16 protein-coding genes and 1 other RNA gene are annotated in these 18095 nt (G+C 51.5%); 6 read left to right on the top strand and 11 right to left on the bottom strand.

Features of this window, described 5'->3' with window-relative positions; all coding sequences use genetic code 11:
- Positions 1–45: 45 nt before the first annotated feature.
- A complete protein-coding gene (locus EPA93_RS41820) occupies positions 46–756 on the top strand; it encodes a response regulator transcription factor (RefSeq protein WP_129893242.1) in 711 nt (236 codons plus the stop codon).
- Complete coding sequence (locus EPA93_RS41815; protein WP_129893241.1) at positions 753–2264, top strand: sensor histidine kinase; 1512 nt, start codon at positions 753–755, stop codon at positions 2262–2264. The genes EPA93_RS41820 and EPA93_RS41815 overlap by 4 nt, the downstream gene beginning before the upstream one ends.
- Before the next feature lie 102 nt (positions 2265–2366).
- Here the strand turns inward: EPA93_RS41815 and EPA93_RS41810 are convergent, their stop codons facing one another.
- Entirely contained in the window at positions 2367–3347 is a 981-nt protein-coding gene (locus tag EPA93_RS41810) for a serine/threonine protein kinase (RefSeq protein ID WP_165423747.1), read from the bottom strand.
- A gap of 462 nt (positions 3348–3809) precedes the next feature.
- Between EPA93_RS41810 and EPA93_RS41805 the strand changes: the two genes are divergently transcribed.
- From EPA93_RS41805 to EPA93_RS41795, 3 genes are read left to right on the top strand one after another with little or no spacing between them, the layout of a single operon-like run.
- The gene (locus EPA93_RS41805; RefSeq protein WP_129893239.1) at positions 3810–4466 is read left to right on the top strand and encodes an RNA polymerase sigma factor; all 657 of its coding nucleotides are present in this window, start codon (positions 3810–3812) and stop codon (positions 4464–4466) included.
- Positions 4467–4468: 2 nt separating this feature from the next.
- Positions 4469–4828 (top strand): anti-sigma factor family protein, encoded by a 360-nt coding sequence (locus EPA93_RS41800; RefSeq protein ID WP_129893238.1) that lies wholly within the window; start codon positions 4469–4471, stop codon positions 4826–4828.
- 23 nt (positions 4829–4851) lie between these two features.
- Positions 4852–5715 carry a mechanosensitive ion channel family protein gene (locus EPA93_RS41795; protein WP_165423746.1) on the top strand — a complete coding sequence of 288 codons (864 nt, stop codon included), beginning with the start codon at positions 4852–4854 and terminating at the stop codon, positions 5713–5715.
- 92 nt (positions 5716–5807) lie between these two features.
- Here EPA93_RS41795 and EPA93_RS41790 read toward each other — a convergent pair whose 3' ends face one another.
- The 3 genes from EPA93_RS41790 to EPA93_RS41780 all read right to left on the bottom strand — a co-directional run bounded on the left by EPA93_RS41790 (position 5808) and on the right by EPA93_RS41780 (position 9098).
- Positions 5808–6206 carry a response regulator gene (locus EPA93_RS41790; RefSeq protein WP_129893236.1) on the bottom strand — a complete coding sequence of 133 codons (399 nt, stop codon included), beginning with the start codon at positions 6204–6206 and terminating at the stop codon, positions 5808–5810.
- Between the two features lie 357 nt (positions 6207–6563).
- Positions 6564–7940: a cytochrome P450 gene (locus tag EPA93_RS41785; protein WP_129893235.1), complete on the bottom strand. Its 1377-nt coding sequence runs from the start codon at positions 7938–7940 to the stop codon at positions 6564–6566.
- 396 nt (positions 7941–8336) lie between these two features.
- A complete protein-coding gene (locus tag EPA93_RS41780; protein WP_129893234.1) occupies positions 8337–9098 on the bottom strand; it encodes a glucose 1-dehydrogenase in 762 nt (253 codons plus the stop codon).
- Between the two features lie 186 nt (positions 9099–9284).
- Between EPA93_RS41780 and EPA93_RS41775 the strand changes: the two genes are divergently transcribed.
- Complete coding sequence (locus EPA93_RS41775) at positions 9285–10712, top strand: DUF4032 domain-containing protein (RefSeq protein WP_129893233.1); 1428 nt, start codon at positions 9285–9287, stop codon at positions 10710–10712.
- Between the two features lie 137 nt (positions 10713–10849).
- Here EPA93_RS41775 and recA read toward each other — a convergent pair whose 3' ends face one another.
- The 7 genes from recA to tyrS form a co-directional block, all read right to left on the bottom strand.
- Positions 10850–11917 (bottom strand): recombinase RecA, encoded by a 1068-nt coding sequence (gene recA, locus EPA93_RS41770; RefSeq protein ID WP_129894807.1) that lies wholly within the window; start codon positions 11915–11917, stop codon positions 10850–10852.
- Positions 11918–12335: 418 nt separating this feature from the next.
- Positions 12336–12947 carry a recombination mediator RecR gene (gene recR, locus EPA93_RS41765; RefSeq protein WP_129893232.1) on the bottom strand — a complete coding sequence of 204 codons (612 nt, stop codon included), beginning with the start codon at positions 12945–12947 and terminating at the stop codon, positions 12336–12338.
- A 4-nt stretch (positions 12948–12951) separates the two neighbouring features.
- Positions 12952–13248, bottom strand: coding sequence for a YbaB/EbfC family nucleoid-associated protein (locus EPA93_RS41760; RefSeq protein ID WP_129893231.1), 297 nt, complete (start codon positions 13246–13248; stop codon positions 12952–12954).
- A gap of 16 nt (positions 13249–13264) precedes the next feature.
- Positions 13265–15436, bottom strand: coding sequence for a DNA polymerase III subunit gamma/tau (gene dnaX / locus EPA93_RS41755; RefSeq protein ID WP_165423745.1), 2172 nt, complete (start codon positions 15434–15436; stop codon positions 13265–13267).
- Between the two features lie 106 nt (positions 15437–15542).
- Positions 15543–15642: signal recognition particle sRNA small type (gene ffs / locus EPA93_RS41750), an RNA gene on the bottom strand.
- 96 nt (positions 15643–15738) lie between these two features.
- On the bottom strand, positions 15739–16614 hold the full coding sequence (gene mtnP / locus EPA93_RS41745) for an S-methyl-5'-thioadenosine phosphorylase (RefSeq protein ID WP_129893229.1): 876 nt from the start codon (positions 16612–16614) through the stop codon (positions 15739–15741).
- 133 nt (positions 16615–16747) lie between these two features.
- Positions 16748–17968 (bottom strand): tyrosine--tRNA ligase, encoded by a 1221-nt coding sequence (tyrS, locus tag EPA93_RS41740; protein WP_129893228.1) that lies wholly within the window; start codon positions 17966–17968, stop codon positions 16748–16750.
- Positions 17969–18095: the final 127 nt, after the last annotated feature.

Raw genomic sequence — 18095 nt, 5'->3', positions numbered from 1 at the left:
TCTCTATGTTATGGCTGTATTACTGCAGGAAAGTTGCATACAATCATGACAAATGCACATATACTGATTGTAGACGATGAGAGCCACGTTACCAATGCCTTGAGACGCGTTCTCGCCTATGAAGGTTATCGCACCTCAAGCGCTACCAACGGAGCCAGCGCGCTCGAACTGGTGCGCCTGAAAGCGCCAGATCTTGTTATTCTCGATCTCATGCTGCCCGGTAACATCGATGGCCTGGAAGTATGCAGGCGTTTACGCGAAACGAATGCAGAGATTGCTGTCCTTATGCTCACAGCCCGCGCGACAATAGCCGAGCGCGTCAAGGGATTAGAAACAGGAGCAGATGACTATCTAGTAAAACCCTTTGCGCTTGAAGAATTGCTAGCCCGCGTCAAAGCAGTACTGAGACGCAAGCAGCCGCCCGATATCACGCGCGAAACATTATGCTTTGCCGATCTTGAGCTCGATACGGCTACTCGGCAGGCTCGTCGCGGCCAGAGGCTCATTGATTTAAGCACAACAGAGTATGAGCTGCTGGCTCTATTTCTGCGCAATCCCCGCATTGTACTTACCCGCAGCTTGCTGATGGAGCGGATCTGGGGCAACGATTTTGAAGGAGGTCCCAATGTGCTTGAGGTCTATATCGGCCACCTGCGCAACAAGCTTGAGAAACAGGGCGAGCAACGCTTGATCCAGACTATTCGCGGAACAGGCTATGTCTTGCGCTTACCTGGTACGAGAGGCCAAAATATATGAAGTTAGTTATTCCCCTTTCAGTGCGCCTGACGCTGCTGTTGATGGGAATCTTAGCGCTAGCACTCCTCACTTTTTGTCAGCTGACCTACATCCAGGCGGAACAACGTGCCTGGCAAGACCTGGATCTGTCATTGAGCAGTAGAGCGGCCAGCGTCAGACTGGGCAAAGATCTCCTTATGAAGGCCGGCCAGGACGCATCCATACCGCGTTTGCTTCCAGGAGTTGATACACTGGGTCGAGGGGCAATTTCAATTGAGGTGCTTGACAGCCATTTACAACTTCTGGCGACAACTGCCAATCAGCAGAGCAGTGATGGCAGCCAGACTCAGGTAGAGCATACGGCCAGCAGCCCGCTTCCTTGGGATATACAGGCCATACGTCAGCTGCAGCGTCAGCCGAATAAGCAGGACGTATATAGCACGATCTTCTATGAGGGCCAGCATTTCCGTGTCTATACGTTGCGCAACACAGATTTTGGCGAGCTACATTTTATCCAGACGGCCCGCACAAAACATGACGTCGAGCAATCTCTTGCTGAGCTGCGCCTTGTGCTCTGGCATGGCTCTCTCCTTGTATTAGGGCTCTCTGCGCTTGGAGGCTGGCTGATGAGTTGGGGAATATTGGTTGCGATACGCGGCATGACCAGGACTGCCCGGCTTATTAGTGCGCGCGAAGACCTCAGCCAGCGCGTCTCCTACCCACGATTACTGGGCAGTAGCGAGTTTAGCATGCTGGCTGCAACGTTGAACCAGATGCTAGCAAATCTGGAGAAAGCGCACTTGCGCCAAAAACGCTTTGTGGCCGATGCCTCGCACGAGTTGCGCGCTCCCATCACGGCCATTCGCTGCAATCTTGACTTGCTGAGCAGAGCGCCCGATCTTCCCCCAGCTGGAATGCAGGCTGCCCTTGCCGACGCGCGGGACGAAGCAGAACGCATGGGACGCCTTGTTAACGACCTTCTCCTCCTGGCCCACGCGGATAGCCTCACCCCCAACCACTCTAATGGCTATAAGAAGTCCCCAGCGCAACAAGCCATTGATCTTGATAGCCTGCTGCTCGACATCTTCCGACAGTATCGGCCGGACCAGAGAGATAATGTTGCACAAAGCCCACAGCGTCCTCGCTTATCGCTTCAGCATATTACGCCAGCGCGCGTTTGCGGCAATGCGGATCAGCTGAAGCAGGCTATCGTAGCCCTTGTTGATAATGCACTCAAATATACCTCACCGGAGGGCCTGGTAAGCCTCTCCCTACATACCAACGCCGATTACGCTATCGTCACAGTAAGCGATACAGGCATAGGCATTTCTGCCGAAGATCTGCCCCATATTTTTGAGCGTTTCTATCGGAGCGAGCAAGCCCGCATCAGGGACACAAGGGGTAGCGGACTGGGCTTAGCCATCGTCAAGAGTATCCTTTATGAGCATCAAGGAAGCATCGAGACAGAAAGCCAGCCCGGTCAGGGAAGCACTTTCAGACTTAACATTCCCCTCCAACAGGAGGAGTAGCTGTTCTATCACCCCACTGGCTGCACAGCTCCAGGCCTGCGAAGGACGCCAAAGCTAGCAGAGGTGGGATTTTACAAGAGGCTTCTCTGTTAAGCCTGATAGTTATAAATCGCTGATATTATGCCATTGCCAGGGATAAGCAATGCCGGCATGCGCAGAATGATCATTACTCACCTGGCGAACATTGATATGTCGCCCAACGGGCATACAACACGTTTTGAGGGCCGTCTGCAGCCGCTGCAAGCCATCAACAAGCGAGAACCTTATAGCCTGTGTATAGGCCTCAGCCAGTTCTATAGTGTTCTTGAAACGTTTATGTGGATCTTTTTCCAGGGCCCTCAGCACAACATCATCAATGGCAGATGAAAGCTGTGAATTGAGTTCCGATGGTGGCGCCGGCTGAATATGGGTATGTTTGAGATATACTTCTTGCGCTCTGACGCCCCAAAAAGGAACCTGGCCGGTGAGCATCTCATAGAGCAGAACGCCAAGCGCATAGACATCGCAGCTCATGTTAGCATAGCCATTATAAAATTCTGGCGCCATATATAGCGGTGTCCCTCTGATATAGCCATTGTCGATGACTTTCTGTGCAAAAAAAGTTGCAATACCGAAATCGGCAAGGTACACATGTCCATCCTCTAACAAAATGTTGGCCGGCTTGATATCACAGTGCACAATGCGACGCTCGTGCAGATAGTGTAAGGCCGTGGCCAGTTGATACAGCACTTTCCCCGCCTGTTTGGGCGAGAGTGGGCCTTTCGCTAGCCTCTCCAGAAGCGAGCCCCCGCTAATATAAGGCATGACCAGATAGGAATAGGTTTTATACTGGCCATAATGCAGCAAACGAATAATATTTTTATGTTGTAGAGAGCGCATAATATGAACCTCATTGAGGCAAAGTCTGTGGTAGGGCTCACACGCCTCCATTACCTTGATCGCCACAGGATAGAGCGCAACATTATCATAGCCAAGGTAGAGATATGACATCCCTCCTCGCTTTAGCAGACGTCGCAGGTGATAGCGTCCAAGATGTGTTCCCAGGCGAAGCGGCGGCAGTACCTTTTCAGCTGTTACCGTCATTCTTCTCAACCTCCACCTCTGTTTAATAAGCATAATTTCCTCGTTAGACGGCAACGCGCAAGAAAAGTCACAAGCTCATTGGCAAGCTGAGGCAATCTGCTGTGCAGTAAATTTTTTAGCCACCCAGCTCTCAAATGCCCTAATCTGCCCAATCTTGCAGTTTAATTAGAAAAGCCGGCTAAGCACAAGAATAAAATATGAGCATTTATTACTAATGGTACACATACACTAGTACAAAGCTGGACAAGCTATACAAATATAGGTATACTTTAGCCATACTCGATATATTTCTCTTTATCGAAAGAACCGCTCTAGCTTTTTTGCAGAATCAAGCGTGTATTTAAAGCGCTGGAGCAACGGTTCTTTTGAGAAATTTCTTGAAAAGCCGTGGATAGTGGTAGCCCTCATTTTAGAAGTTGAAAGGGAGGAGGCGCGGCATACGCTGCCAGCGCCATAAAGATTGTGCAAACGCTCCTCACAGATGAAGAATTAACGCTGCAGTGCAAGAAAGAGTTGCCCTACATTACCCGCAGCTACGAAATCCTTGTGCAGCGCCACATGAATCATGTCTACAGAATTGTCTACAGTATCGTTGGCAACAAAGAAGAAGCAGAAGACATTACCCAGGAAGTTTTCGTCAAAGTATTCAACAATCTCAAAAACTTCGAGCAACGAGCCGCCTTCTCTAGCTGGCTCTATCGCATAGCCACCAACAGCGCGCTTGACGCCCTCGACAAAATCAAGCACCGTCCAGCCATTATTATCTCAATGCGCACTAAACCGCGCGAAAACAAGCAAGAAGAGAACGATCCACTGAATCTTCACGCCTCAGCCGAGGCCAGCCCAGAAGAACAGGCTATGCGGACTGAACTGAGGGAATGCATTAATCGTGTGCTAAAAAAGCTCGATCACGAACATGCCTCTCTTCTTGTGATGCGCGACTTCAACGATTTGAGCTATGCCGAGATCGCCCAGGCTCTTAACAAGGGGCTGAGCGCCGTGAAGATGGGCATCCATAGAGCTCGGCAAGCCTTTAAGGAAGCCTTTGGCCAATTCTGCGGCAAAATAGACGTTATCTTATCAACATACGCGAGCAAAGGCAACACAAAGAAGGGGTAACGATGATGACAGACGACGAGCTAAGAGAGCTCATCAGCGAGCTAGTCGATGAGACGCTTGAAGAAAGCAAGCGCGCCAAGGTAGAGCAGGCGCTTGCCAGCAATCCAGATCTCCAGCAAGAGCTAGAGATTGCCAGACAAGTTCGCGCCTTTCTCGTTTTAATGTATGGGCAAAATGCGCAACTTCAAGTTCCAGCTGGTCTTGAAGCCAGACTCATTGCGCGCATACGCCAGCAAAACAAGGTCGGCGAACTTGTAGATCTATCCTCCAGGCTATTTGGTTTATGGCTTGTCGAGTTTATCAATCTTGTCGGTGAACTGTTTAATCCGATGGCCAGTCGTCAAGGACAGCTAAGAGGTTGATGTTTCAAGAGGAGGGGAACGAAATGGCTTTCCAACCTGTATTAGATTCTCTCAGACAAATTTTTACGCAGATCCTTGCCTTTATCCCTAATTTTGTGAATGGACTGATCATCCTGATTGTCGGTTATCTGATCAGCGCCTTGATACGCCGGATATTACGCTTTGCCTTTCACCATATTCGCTTAGCGCTCCTGGCCGAGCGAGCGGGTATCACTAATGCCCTGGGAAGATTGGGCGTACGCGTCCCCTTGCCCGAGGTAATCGCCCAGATCGTCTTTTTCTTTCTCTTACTTAGCTTCGCTACCTCAGCTGTGCGCCTGATGGGGCTAGCCGCCGTAGCCACGCTCCTGGAGAACGTCTTAAACTTTATCCCCAAGGCGATCAGCGCGGCTTTGATCGTGATCTTCGGCTCGATGCTTGCCCATTTTCTTGGCAATACGATCACTTCTGTAGGCCAGAGCGTCAATATTACTTACAGCCGCGTCCTGGGCAAAATTATCGAATATACGATTGTGGCTTTTATTATCGTGCTCGCCGTCTCAACCGTTGGCATTGACACAACTATTCTTACTACCAGCCTCACGCTCATCGTTGCTTCTGCCGGACTGGCCATTGCCCTGACTTTTGCCCTGGGGGCCCGCGAATCGGCGCGCCATGTCATCGCCGGTGTCTACGTACGGCAAACCTTTCAGCCTGGCCAGCAGGTCCAGCTCGGTGAATACAAGGGCACGATTCTTACCACGGCCGGCGCATATACAACCCTTGAAGCCACAAACGAGGCAGGCACGGCCACGACTATTTCGCTACCCAACGCGCTACTTTTACAAAGTGCAGTTCTCGGTCAAAGCGAGACTGGTGAGGCAGCCCAGGATCAGGAAACCCCATAAATGATGCCGACCATCCCGCGTTAAGCCTTAAAGGGCATGCCCCGAGCGCTTCCACTTGAGGAACTACATGCTCCCAGCAGGGAGCGCTCCCTCTATCCTTGCAACAGTTTTTCTATACGCCGCAATAAACTATTCCTGCCAAACGAGCGCACAATAGAAATATCCTGCCCATTGCCGCCAGCATCCCCCGTCCTGATTGCCAGGATAATAGCTGCTAGCTTCTCCAATTTCTTTCTACGCCGCAGCTGATCATATAACTCAAGTCCATCCATGCCAGGTAGAGACTCATCGAGAATAAGCAAGTCAGGCTTGATATATCTCGTACATTCCAATACTTCAAAGCTATTAGGGACGCGCACAGCGAGATAGGGCGTTGTCTGCATAATTCTATCCACCAGGTCAGCACCAATCTGCGAATCATAGATAGCAAGAAGAATGCATCGATATTTCGAGCTGCCATATAACGAGAGTATTTTTTCGCGAAAGGACATCCCTACCTCCTGACGTCATGTCTTATCTAATGATGAAACCGAAGAGAGCCAGCGGCATGCCTGGATCTAAAAAGAAGAAAAAACCACCTGGCTGGCACATAAGCTGGCTCTGGCTGCATTTATATTCTTGACACTGCTTATTTCAGGTTTCCCTAATAGACGGTAACGCAGAAAAAAAGTCACAAGTCAGGAGGCTTTATGTGCCCTACCTCGCCAGAGCAGCGGATCTCATGGATGGGAGCTCTAAAGCTGTGGATCGAGGGAAATAATCGCTTGAGGGGAGAGAAATTTTCCTCTAGAGAAAGCGGCTGAAAGTATGCTCCGGTGCTCATTCCTGCCGCTTTCCCAGCAGGTGTACTATTGCTGCGTCGCTCTACGCCGTACTCTCATTTGCATGTTACGGTCGGGCCGTATCGTCACAGAGCGGCTTGGATCAGGCTTAACCGCCTGGGCATCTATTCGCTCAAAGGCCACGCGCTGGGCCAACGTAGCCAACAATAGATGGCCCTCCATCAGCGCAAAGTGATTGCCAATACAGATACGTGGACCAGCCCCAAAGGGCATATAAGCGTAACGCGGTAGCTGTTTCTCTCGCTCAGGAACAAAGCGCTCCGGGTCAAATTTTTCGGGCTCAGGAAAGTAATCAGAGCGCCGATGCATGGCATAGATAGCTACCAGCACTGTCTCGCCCCTGCGTACGTTATAGCCCTCTATATCTTCTATATCGTGCAAAGCTACCCTCGACACAGCATAGGCCGGCGGATAGAGCCGCATGGCCTCTTTGAAGACCTGCAGCGTATACGGTAAATGTGCTAGATCCGCATAGCCTGGAGAGCGCCCTTGCAGCACATTATCAATCTCATCCATCATCCTTTGATATATAGCTGGATGGGACGTAAGCAGATACCAGGTCCAGGTGAGGGCCGTGGCCGTCGTCTCGTGGCCGGCACCAAAAAGCGTGAGCGCCTCATCCCGCACCTGCCTCTGGCTCATTCGAGAACCATCCTCCTCCCGAGCCTGCAACAATATCGAAAGGAAGTCATTTCTCTCAGCAGAGCTTGCCGCCCGCTCATCGATCATTCTTTGAATACGATGATCCATCACGGTCAGCGCCCGCTTCACGCGCCAGTTATGCGGCGTTGGCCAGCTCAAGGGAATTGGGAAAAGATGAGACAGGGCATAGCTGGTATGCTGGAGCAGCAGTGTCATCGCGCCGCCTAACTCATCGGCCTCCGTGAAAACGTCAGCGTCAAAGAGTGCCTTTCCCACAATACTCATAGTGAGCCTTGTCATCTCATGGCCAATATCGACTACAGCCCCTTCCTGCCACCCTTGCTGAATCTGCTCGCCATAACGCACCATCGTATCAGCATAATGCATAATCTGGCGTGGCTGAAAAGAAGGAGCCATTAATTTGCGCTGTCGGCGATGAAAATCACCTTCGCTGATAAACAGGCCATTACCAATAATTGGGCGAAAGGCATTGTGCATTAACTCGCCCTTATCAAAATCGTAGGCATGCTCAACCAGCACTCCGTGCACAAATTTAGGAGAGGTCACCTGAAGCGCCGGAAAATTCCCAAAATGGAAACGCGCCACCTCACCATATTTATGCGCAACATGTAGATAAAAATTCAGACGATCTTTCTGATGCACCAGCAAGCTCCCCACAAAGGGGCTCTCTTTGACATCAGGAATAAACTTCGTCGGCTTCGTTCTCACCTGAGTAGCCATCACAGTTTCTCCTCTCAGGACGGCATCACCGCTATCTATCTAGAATATAATAGCTAGCAGACCGCTATGATGATAGCTATTTTCTCTATCTCTACTTCAGGCAGCCAGCCTTGTGCTGCCAGCCACACAGAAACTTCCACATTAAATAAAAAGCTTGCCTATAAAGCATAGAGCAATGAGAGCAAAATGTGTTCCATCAAAAGATGGAAAGAGGAAGTACTGCAAGCCTGCTTATTTTTAGCCCATGTGGTTACAGAATAAAAGTTACCCAAAATTACATCTTTGCGCTCATTAGAAAACCAGGCGTGGCTAAAAAGCAGATTGGAGATAAGCGCTTATCAATTACTGTCTCTCTACTCTTTTTACGAGTTGCTTGAGCAGAGAGACAGCTTCGGGCTATTGAGCGGTCCTACCGCCATCCACAGCGATCACCTGGCCGGTGATATAGCTAGCAGCATTGGAAGCCAGGAAGAGAACAGTAGGAGCAAGTTCACCGGGCTGGCCAATCCGTTTCATCGGCATAGCCTCGGCCACAAGCTGCTCAGAACGATCGAGGATAGCCTCTGTCATGCGTGTCCTAAACATAGCTGGCGCAACTGCATTTACCCTTACGCCTCTGCTCGCCCATTCTAGCGCCAGTGCGCGCGTAAGATTGATAATAGCGGCCTTGCTGGCATTATAGCCCACCGTGTTTAACTGTCCTCCACCCAGGCCAGCAATCGAAGCCACATTCACCATAACTCCCTTACCTCTGGCCAGCATATGCCTGCCCACAACCTGGGACATCAGAAATGTGCCCGTAACATTTGTCTCTAGTACCTGATGCCAGCGTTCCAGAGGCATCTCCTCAGCAGGCGCACCCCAGGTTAAGCCGGCATTATTAACAAGCACATCGATAGAACCGCACTTCTCGATTGCCTGCTGAACTGTATGCTCTACAACTCCAGGATCAGCTACATCACATATCAGCGCGTACGCATCTATCCCTTGCTCCTTCAAGAGCTGTACAGCTTCATCTAGCCATTGTGTGCGTCTTGCCGTAATAACCACTTTTGCGCCAGCATGTCCGAAAGCCTTCGCGATCTCCAGGCCCAGGCCGCGAGACCCTCCCGTCACCATCACAACCTCTTGTGAGAAATCAAAGGTTACTGTACCCATACTGTCCTCTCATTTAGAAGTTCTAAAAGAGCTAACGCACGCGATAACTCTCTACCGACACGGATGCCTCTGTTTGCAGGAAAGCAAGCTTGGATGCTATGATCACACTAGTGAAATATACGAATTTTATATCACAGCTCAAGGGAGGTTGCCATAGCTAAGCAGAATACATGCATCCAATTTCAGATGAACGCAGAACATAAACGCAGACTGGAAGGCTTACCCTGGCACGTTCCCTTAGAGGGCTGGCCCGAGCAAGGTGTCAAGCTATTGATCATTCGCCGAGGAGAATCGCGCCACCCGGTAGTCTTTGTAGAGCGTATGGGAATTCGCTATGCCATCAAAGAGACCACGCCGCATATGGCAGAGCGGGAAATACGTAACTTGCGCGAAGTGAACTTTCGCGGCATTCCCACCCTCACGCCTATTGGCAGCGTAACCGCCCCCGGGCAGGCAATCCCGCAATCTATATCTCGTCTGGGCGGACTAACCCAATACATCAGCGGGGATCGTGGCTACACAGTCACGCAACTGGCGCCACGCGTCATACCGCACTCCTTGCTCTATCGCATCCCTTTTACCAGGCGCACAAAGCAGCGCCTCCTCTCGGCCGTAGCCGTACTGATGGTAGAGCTGCACGAGCACGGCATCTACTGGGGTGATCCTTCGCTGGCCAACGTACTGATCCGCATAGATGGCAAAACAGTGCTCGGCATCATGGCAGACGCCGAGACTGCTGAGATTTTTCCAGGTGCAGTAAGTGAAGGGCTACGCCAGCAGGATTTAGCGGCCTTTGGTGAGTCATTAGCCTGGCAAGCTGAAGATTTACGCCAGGCCCACGGCCTACCAGAAAATGAGCAGATGCTTGACGATAGCGATTTTCGCTACTTCATGCAGCGCTATCGCTGGCTACGCCGGGAACATCTCTATGTTGCTGATCAACATCGCTTCAGCACGTTTTACCAGGCTCAAAAATTTCTACGCAATCTGAATCGTTGGGGCTTTTCTCTGCTCAGCGCAACAGGCTACGCCGTTCAGCATCTCACTACAGTGATGCCCGGTTGGTACCAGCGTCGCATTCATGAATTGCTCCATATCACAGTTCCCCGGATTTACGCGCGCCGTTTTTATAACATGATCCTGGGTCATCAGATGATCATGGCCGAACAACAGAAGCGCGACGTCAGCATAGAAGAGGCAGCCCGCCACTGGTATACGCGCTACCATCTTCCCGCGATTCTTTTGCTGCGCCGTCATCTCACTAAAGGGCAGGACCCCATGAAGGCATACTTTGCAGTGATGGACTACAAATGGAAGCTCAGCCAGAAGGCGGGCTATGAAGTTCCGCTTGACGAAGCGCTTCTGGCCTGGTCCATGCAGCGTGCGGAAACAGGCAGTTTGGGGGAGATCGATCCTGCCTTACTGGCCAAATGGTGGCGCGAGTTGGAGCCAGCAGCCGAGGTTCTAGAGCCGCCCATGATTCAGACAGACGAACTGGAACCATTGCTCTCGACGCAAGAAAGACCGCTTGTGCGGCTGAACGCGCCAGAACTTGAACAGAAATTACCAGAGATTCTTGAGCAGACTCAGCCCAACACAGAAAAAAAGACATGAGTCATCCCTCATTTCTGTGCGCTGCCGACGACAGCACAGTAGGAGTAAAGGGGATGAGCATAGTGCCCTCATCCCCACTCTAGAGGCATTGCCCCTGGTAACTCCTGCGCAAAAAACTTCGGAATGACTTATGCCCTTTATACCTCTTCGGTTAGCGTCTCGGCGATAACTTCTGGCTCTTCCTCTTCTTCCTCCTCAACTTCCTCTATCTCGCCTGCCTTAAAGGCCATCATATTGCCACGAATCTGCTCATCAATGGCGGCCGCGACATCGGTATTCTGGCGAAGGAACTCTTTAGCATTCTCGCGGCCCTGGCCAAGACGAATATCGCCGACCGTAAACCAGGCCCCACTCTTCTTAACAAGCCCCATTTCCAGACCAAGATCAAGCAAACCGCCCTCGCGCGAAATGCCCTCGCTGTACATGATATCGAACTCGGCAGTCTTAAAGGGAGGTGCCACCTTATTCTTCACCACGCGCACACGGGTACGGTTGCCAACCACATCCTGACCCTGCTTAATAGAGTCGGTACGACGAATATCCAGGCGCACAGAAGCATAGAACTTCAAGGCCTTACCACCAGCCGTAGTCTCAGGATTGCCAAACATAACGCCGATCTTCTCACGAAGCTGGTTAGTAAAGATCACAACACAATTAGAGTTGCTGATCGCGCCCGTGAGCTTACGCAACGCCTGGCTCATCAGACGTGCCTGCAAACCGACATGCGAGTCGCCCATCTCGCCCTCAATTTCGGCCCGTGGAACCAGCGCGGCTACAGAGTCGACGACGATCACATCGATAGCATTACTACGCACGAGCGAGTCAACGATCTCTAGAGCCTGCTCACCAGTATCGGGCTGGGAGATGAGAAGATTACCCGTATCAACCCCCAGGCGAGCCGCATAGATAGGATCAAGCGCGTGCTCTGCGTCGACAAAGGCTGCATAACCACCGGCTTTCTGGGCAGCCGCAATGACATGCAAGCAGAGGGTTGTCTTACCAGAGGACTCCGGGCCATAGATTTCCGTTATGCGCCCCCTTGGCACACCTCCAATACCCAGAGCCAGGTCCAGAGCAATTGATCCAGTTGGGATAGCGTCAACCTGAACCTTTGCCGCTTCTCCTAACTTCATGATTGCGCCCTTGCCAAAGCGACGTTCGATCTGCGTAAGCGCTAGATCTATCGCTTTCTCACGCTCGCTCATACCAGCAGTAGCTGCACTGCGGTCTGCAGCGACTTTTTCCTTCTTACTCATTGGCATTCCTTAACTTAACAGGGCGTGAGATACAGATTGGATTGCGACCATCCCGCTTCACCAACCCTGCGTTCCTCCTTTTTGATGCTGTTCAATCTCTCTTTTATAGCTTCTCGTGAGATGCACGGCAGCAGGCAAGGACAGATACGAATGCGAAGGGTGTCCTGGTTAAGCTATGCATCTCCCAATCATATGCTCTAAGTATCTATTCTTCAGCGTGGGCGAAAAGTCGGAAACCAGCACTCTCTTCTGCTACCTCCGGAGTAGAACAAGAGTACCATAAGTTCTACTGCATGTCAAGCAAGATGGGCTAGTGGCCACTAAGAGAAGAGCGCAGCGGCGGAGATGCCAGGGGAAGGGCCTCTGCCTACATCTCGCGTCGCCCTTCGAGGGCTCGGCTTAGCGTGCCCTCATCCGCGTATTCAAGGTCTCCTCCTGTTGGCAAGCCGCGGGCCAGGGTAGTTATACGCAGGCCAGACACGCCCGCCTCCCGCTTAAGATCCTGCTCGATATAGCGCGCTGTAAGTTCGCCTTCAGTATTGGGGTTTGTCGCAAGGATTATCTCGCGCACCTCTCCGCTCTTCACACGTTTTAAAAGTTCATCGATACGAATATCTTTGCGCCCGATGCCATTCATAGGAGATAAGGCGCCATGCAGGACATGGTACACCCCCTTATGCACGCCAGTTTTCTCAAGAGCCAGGACGTCAAGAGGTTTCTCCACCACACAAATCACTCCCTGATCGCGAGCAGGGTTGCTACAAATCGGACAGGGATCTGTCTCAGTAAAGTTAAAGCAGCGTGAGCAATAGACAATACTTTCTTTCACGCGCATAATCGCCTCAGCCAGGCGACGAGCTTGATCGGTTGGGCTACGCAGAATGAAAAAGGTAAGGCGCTGTGCCGTTTTTCCGCCAATCCCAGGCAGCTTGGCAAACTCTTCAATGAGAGCTGCCACTGGTGGTGCAATTTCGCTCATTGTTTTAGAATAGTCCAGGAATCTTCATGCCGCCAGTTGCACTGCTAAGAAGCTTTTGCTGTGCATCAGTGGCCTTATCAAAGGCATCTTTGGCCGCAGCTTTTATCATTGCCTCCAACTCGGCAATATCTTCAGCGTTAAAAGCTTCGGGGTCAATCTTGACATCAGAAACTTCAAACTTACCGCTCATGGTGACCGCTACAGCCCCGCCGCCAGCCGTGCCCACAAACTGCTTGGCCTCCAGTTCTTCCTGCAGCTTCATTAATCTCTGCTGCATCTTCTGAATTTCGCGCATGTTCATTAAAGTATCACACTCCTTACTTCAAATGAAATTCTTTGATCTCGCCTTTAAACATCCTGACGACCTCCTGGACAACCGGGTCACTGGTTGCCTTATGCTTGACGGTTTCCTGGCGAGTCTCTTCTGGTCGCACAGTTTCTACAATTTTTCCTGACCCTATACTGGTATTCTCTCTCACTACACTTGTTCTGGCAAGTGGCGAATGGTTGGTAGTCGCAATCGCATCCATTACTGCGGCCACGGGAGCAGAATCTAACTTATTGGCAGGTCTCCCCTGCGTGGGCAAGCCCGGCTGATTGTTCTGTGGCTGGGAAGAAGGCCCTGAAGTGAAGGCCGCCCCTCCTCCGGCTGGAGCCGTGGACAAGAACGGGGCAGAAGGTCCACTTCCAGTGAAATTTCTCCCATTATCAAAGCCGCCTCCCCCAGGAGGTAGCAAGCGGATACGGCACTCCTGGCCCAGTTGAAGCTTTAGAGCCCATTCAATAATCTTTTGGCGCTCATTTTTCTGCGACAAGGTTTTGTAATGGAAATCGGAAGAGGCCTTGAGGACAACTATCGGGAGCTCCGCACTACCTTCTATAGCGACTACTGTATAGTCGTTTAGCAGAGCCGCAATCATTGCCCCATCTCTCTTGGTCTTGATGCGCCGCTTAATTGACTCCCATTGCTCTTTTACCTGTTCCACAGATAGAGAAGGTGGATTTAGCGCAGGCCGCTCACCACTATCAGCATCCTGCCCATTCGGCAGCGCTTCCACTGACGGCACGAACGCCTGAACGGCCACAGGTTGGGGAAAAGCTGGCGCGCTCTCCACATTTATGGGCGCCTCTGTAGCTTTGGGAATCTCTTCTGGCGCCTCTTCAATGGGCATAAACAGCGCGGAGGGCATCTGCTCCTCGCCAGTATTCGCAGGAGATGGTGGCTGAAGAGCGCCATTTACAGGCGGCTGCGTACGCGGCTGAGGCTGTGGAGCTGGCGCGCTCCTGCTGAACTGAGCCTGAGGCGCAGGTGTACTTCTGCCAAATTGAGCCTGGGCAGGAGCAGCAGGTGACGCAGCTACAGCAGGCGTGGCAGCTGGCGGTAAACCCGCCTGTCCGCGTCGATGAAGCTCAACACTTGCCAACAATGCCAGTTCCAGACCGAGCTGAGGAGTGCCCTGATTCTTCTGCATGAGATCATTCTGGGCAAATATGCGCGCACACTCAACAAGTTCCAGTAGCTCGAAAAGCTGAGCAGTTTGTTGGATCTCGCGGACCTCATCTTCTGTACTGTCTAAAATCGCGGAGATATCGGCCCCCGCCTTAGCCAGCATCATAGCCCGCCAGTATTCAGCAACCTGGGTATTAATCTGACGCAGATCTGCCCCTGCTTCAGCCAGCTCATGAATCAGATGCAAACCTTCTGCACTATTGAGATTGGCAATATGCACAATAAACTTTTGGATAGCGCGCGGATCGGCCACGCCCAGCATCGATTGCACCTGGGTAAGGGAAATGTGCTGACCGCAATACGCTATCGCTTGATCCAGCAAACTGAGAGCATCGCGCATGCCACCTGCAGCAGCGCGCGCAATGAGCTCAGGCGCTCCACTCTCCAGCGTGACCTGCTCCTGAGAAGCCACAAACTGCAGATGCTCAACAATCTGGCGCAGAGTAAAGCGCTTGAAATCGAAGCGCTGGCAACGCGACAATACTGTAGGCAACATCTTATGTACATCTGTGGTTGCCATCACAAAAATCGCGTGATTGGGTGGCTCTTCCAGAGTCTTGAGCAACGCATTGAAGGCTTCGGTCGTAAGCATGTGTGCTTCGTCGAGGATATAGACCTTATATTTGCCAGCCGAGGGCGGCACCATTACCTTTTCGCGCAATTCACGGATGCTATCAATGCCGCGGTTAGAGGCAGCATCGATCTCAACGACGTTAAATGAATTGCCAGCGGTAATTTCTCGGCACTGCACACATTCGTTACACGGTTCGCCATCCTGAGGATTCAGGCAATTAATGGTCTTAGCCAGAAGTCGAGCAGTGCTGGTTTTACCAGTTCCTCTAGGTCCGGCAAAGAGGTAGGCATGGGCAAGATTGCCGCTGTGGAGAGCATTCTTAAGTGTACGAATGACGAACTCTTGACCAACCATTTCCGAGAAGGTCTGAGAGCGCCACTTGCGGTAGAGAGACTGTGAGGCCATAAAACAACTCCCGCCGATAGATCCATATGACGGGCCACGAACCGACCCCCTGACAACTAAGAAAGGGGACATAGAAAACCGACTTTCGCCCGGCCCTGCCGGTCAGCGTAACCAGGCGACCCCACGACACCCAGAGAGGCCCATTTACCGTTGCTTCCTCACGGACCTGGCGGGGTTCATGAACATCTGCCGCGCAGGACCCAATTACGCCGACCGACAGGACCGGAAGAAAATCGGTCCGTCCCACTCGAACATATTTCCTTTGCGAGACAGCCCTATTTTACCCCTGGACGGGGATTTTGTCAACTCATATATTTGCCGATTAGCAAGCTATAGCGCTCTTTGACGGCCTGCGGAATTTGCGCTCGATCAGTCATGATGGCATTTGCCAGAGCATGCTGACAGTCGCAGTTGACATGCGAGCGCTCTGCGGGAATACGCTCAGCCACACGCTGCAGAATGTGCTGGGCGTTAGCGATATTGGCACTCAGATTATTGATGACCATCTCCACGGTCACCGACTCTTCTGAGGTATGCCAGCAATCATAGTCGGTGGCGCAGGCAATCATGGCATAGCATAGCTCAGCCTCACGCGCCAGTTTTGCTTCGGGCAGGGCCGTCATGCCGATAATGTCCATACCCAGCTTACGATAGACATTTGACTCGGCTCTTGTGGAGAACAGCGGACCTTCCATGCATACATATGTACCGCCAGCATGGACCTTCACATCTCCCTGCTCGCGAGCCGTCTCCAACAAGAGCTTGCTCAGGGTTGGACAGAACGGATCGGCAAAGGTGCAGTGTACCACTATCCCTTGCTCAAAGAAGCTATTAACCCTGCTTTTCGTGCGATCAAAAATCTGGTCGGGAATGACAAGATCACGCGGCGCTATCTCTTCGCGCAGACTGCCCACCGCGCTAACCGATATAACCCACTCTACGCCAAGACTCTTTAAGGCCCAGATATTTGCGCGCACGGGTATCGCGCTGGGATTGATACGATGGCCGCGCCCATGACGTGGCAGAAAAGCCATTGGCACGCCGGCAACTTTCCCAATCGTAATTACATCGCTAGGATCACCAAAGGGCGTCTTGACTTTCACCTCTTCAACCTCAGTCATCTGTTCCATGCGATACAATCCACTACCGCCAATAACACCAATAGTTGCCCGTGGCATAATCTGGCCCTCCTGCTACGAATTCTCTTAGTTTAAAGCTTACAAAAGGCTATATGAAATACGTTAATGGAGATCATTTCTTTTCTCTTTTAGCATAGCAAGGCACAAAACATATCTCCACTAACGTACTCGCCTACGCTCTGATGCGGATATACTGACGCTTGCCAACTTTAAGGACAGCTCCATCTAAAGCGGGTACGATAAATTCAGGATCGGCCACGCGCTCTGCCTTGCTCATTTCACCGGTCGGCAAGAATTGAACGCCCCCTTGCCGAATCAACTCGCGTGCCTTATTATTGCTGGCCGCCAGCTTCGCCTCGGCTATCAGCTCAACAATATTTTTTGGCGCGCTGAGGCGATATTCAGGTATATCGCTGGGCACTTTGCGCTCAGAGAACTGACGAATGAAGGCCTCTTGAGCCTGCTCTGCCGCCTGTCCATCATGGAACTCCGTAACAATCTCGCGCGCCATCCGTAATTTCACATCGCGCGGATTGAGTGTCCCTTCAGCTATCTTCTGCTCAAACTCATTGAGCTCCTCATCAGAGACATCCGTGAGCGCCTCAAAGTAGATGCGCATGGCATGATCAGGCAACGACATCAATTTGCCAAACATATCATTGGCCGGGGCCGTAATCGCAATATAATTATCAAGCGACTTGCCCATCTTCTTCACGCCGTCTAATCCCACGATCAGATTGACTGTCAAGATCTGCTGGGAAGCCTGCCCAAAGGACGGCTGTAGCTCGCGTCCAACCAATAGATTAAAGGTCTGGTCAGTACCGCCAATCTCCACATCTGCCCGTAGCGCTACCGAGTCATAGGCTTGCAAAAGCGGATACATAAACTCAGCAAGATAAATTTCAATACCACTCTTATAACGTTTTGAGAAATCGTCGCGCTCTAACATCTGGGCTACGGTCTTATAACCCAACAGCTTAATCGCATCGCCAAGCGCAAACTTATCGAACCACTCGCTCTGCCGACGTATCTCCGTCTGCTCACGATCAACGATGCGGAAGAACTGCTCAAGGTAGGTAGAGGCATTGGCATTGACCTGTTCTTCCGTTAAGGGCTTGCGGGCCTCTTCTCTTCCACTGGGATCGCCAAGGCGCGCCGTCCAGTCACCAATAACCAGAACTGTTTTATGCCCCAGACGCTGGAACTGGCGCAGCTTACGGAAAACCACAGCGTGCCCAATCGTCAATTCATAATGCGTGGGATCAACGCCCAGCTTGACCCTAAGAGGCTCTCCCTTATTCCCTTCAACAAGCATGCGGCGCAGATCGGCTTCCTTCTCGACCTGTGCTACCCCTCGTCTTAAGAGATATTCAATATCTTTTGATCTCGACACGCAATCCTCCCAAGCTATACACTGATTTTCTAATGATTGCCTGCATTGTAGCAGAATGCGCGAAACTCGTCGAGGGGAGAAAACTTGACAGATGAGCTATCAAGTTTTCTAACAATTCTCTTATACA

The sequence above is a fragment of the Ktedonosporobacter rubrisoli genome, assembly GCF_004208415.1.
Lineage (GTDB): Bacteria > Chloroflexota > Ktedonobacteria > Ktedonobacterales > Ktedonobacteraceae > Ktedonosporobacter > Ktedonosporobacter rubrisoli.
This window is presented reverse-complemented; position numbering and strand designations above follow the sequence as displayed.

Coding starts and splice junctions, on each gene's coding strand:
- EPA93_RS41820 (WP_129893242.1), top strand. CDS start 46: ATGACAAATGCACATATACTGATTGTAGACGATGAGAGCCACGTTACC.
- EPA93_RS41815 (WP_129893241.1), top strand. CDS start 753: ATGAAGTTAGTTATTCCCCTTTCAGTGCGCCTGACGCTGCTGTTGATG.
- EPA93_RS41810 (WP_165423747.1), bottom strand. CDS start 3,347: ATGACGGTAACAGCTGAAAAGGTACTGCCGCCGCTTCGCCTGGGAACA.
- EPA93_RS41800 (WP_129893238.1), top strand. CDS start 4,469: ATGATGACAGACGACGAGCTAAGAGAGCTCATCAGCGAGCTAGTCGAT.
- EPA93_RS41795 (WP_165423746.1), top strand. CDS start 4,852: ATGGCTTTCCAACCTGTATTAGATTCTCTCAGACAAATTTTTACGCAG.
- EPA93_RS41790 (WP_129893236.1), bottom strand. CDS start 6,206: ATGTCCTTTCGCGAAAAAATACTCTCGTTATATGGCAGCTCGAAATAT.
- EPA93_RS41785 (WP_129893235.1), bottom strand. CDS start 7,940: ATGGCTACTCAGGTGAGAACGAAGCCGACGAAGTTTATTCCTGATGTC.
- EPA93_RS41780 (WP_129893234.1), bottom strand. CDS start 9,098: ATGGGTACAGTAACCTTTGATTTCTCACAAGAGGTTGTGATGGTGACG.
- EPA93_RS41775 (WP_129893233.1), top strand. CDS start 9,285: ATGAACGCAGAACATAAACGCAGACTGGAAGGCTTACCCTGGCACGTT.
- recA (WP_129894807.1), bottom strand. CDS start 11,917: ATGAGCGAGCGTGAGAAAGCGATAGATCTAGCGCTTACGCAGATCGAA.
- recR (WP_129893232.1), bottom strand. CDS start 12,947: ATGAGCGAAATTGCACCACCAGTGGCAGCTCTCATTGAAGAGTTTGCC.
- EPA93_RS41760 (WP_129893231.1), bottom strand. CDS start 13,248: ATGAACATGCGCGAAATTCAGAAGATGCAGCAGAGATTAATGAAGCTG.
- dnaX (WP_165423745.1), bottom strand. CDS start 15,436: ATGGCCTCACAGTCTCTCTACCGCAAGTGGCGCTCTCAGACCTTCTCG.
- mtnP (WP_129893229.1), bottom strand. CDS start 16,614: ATGCCACGGGCAACTATTGGTGTTATTGGCGGTAGTGGATTGTATCGC.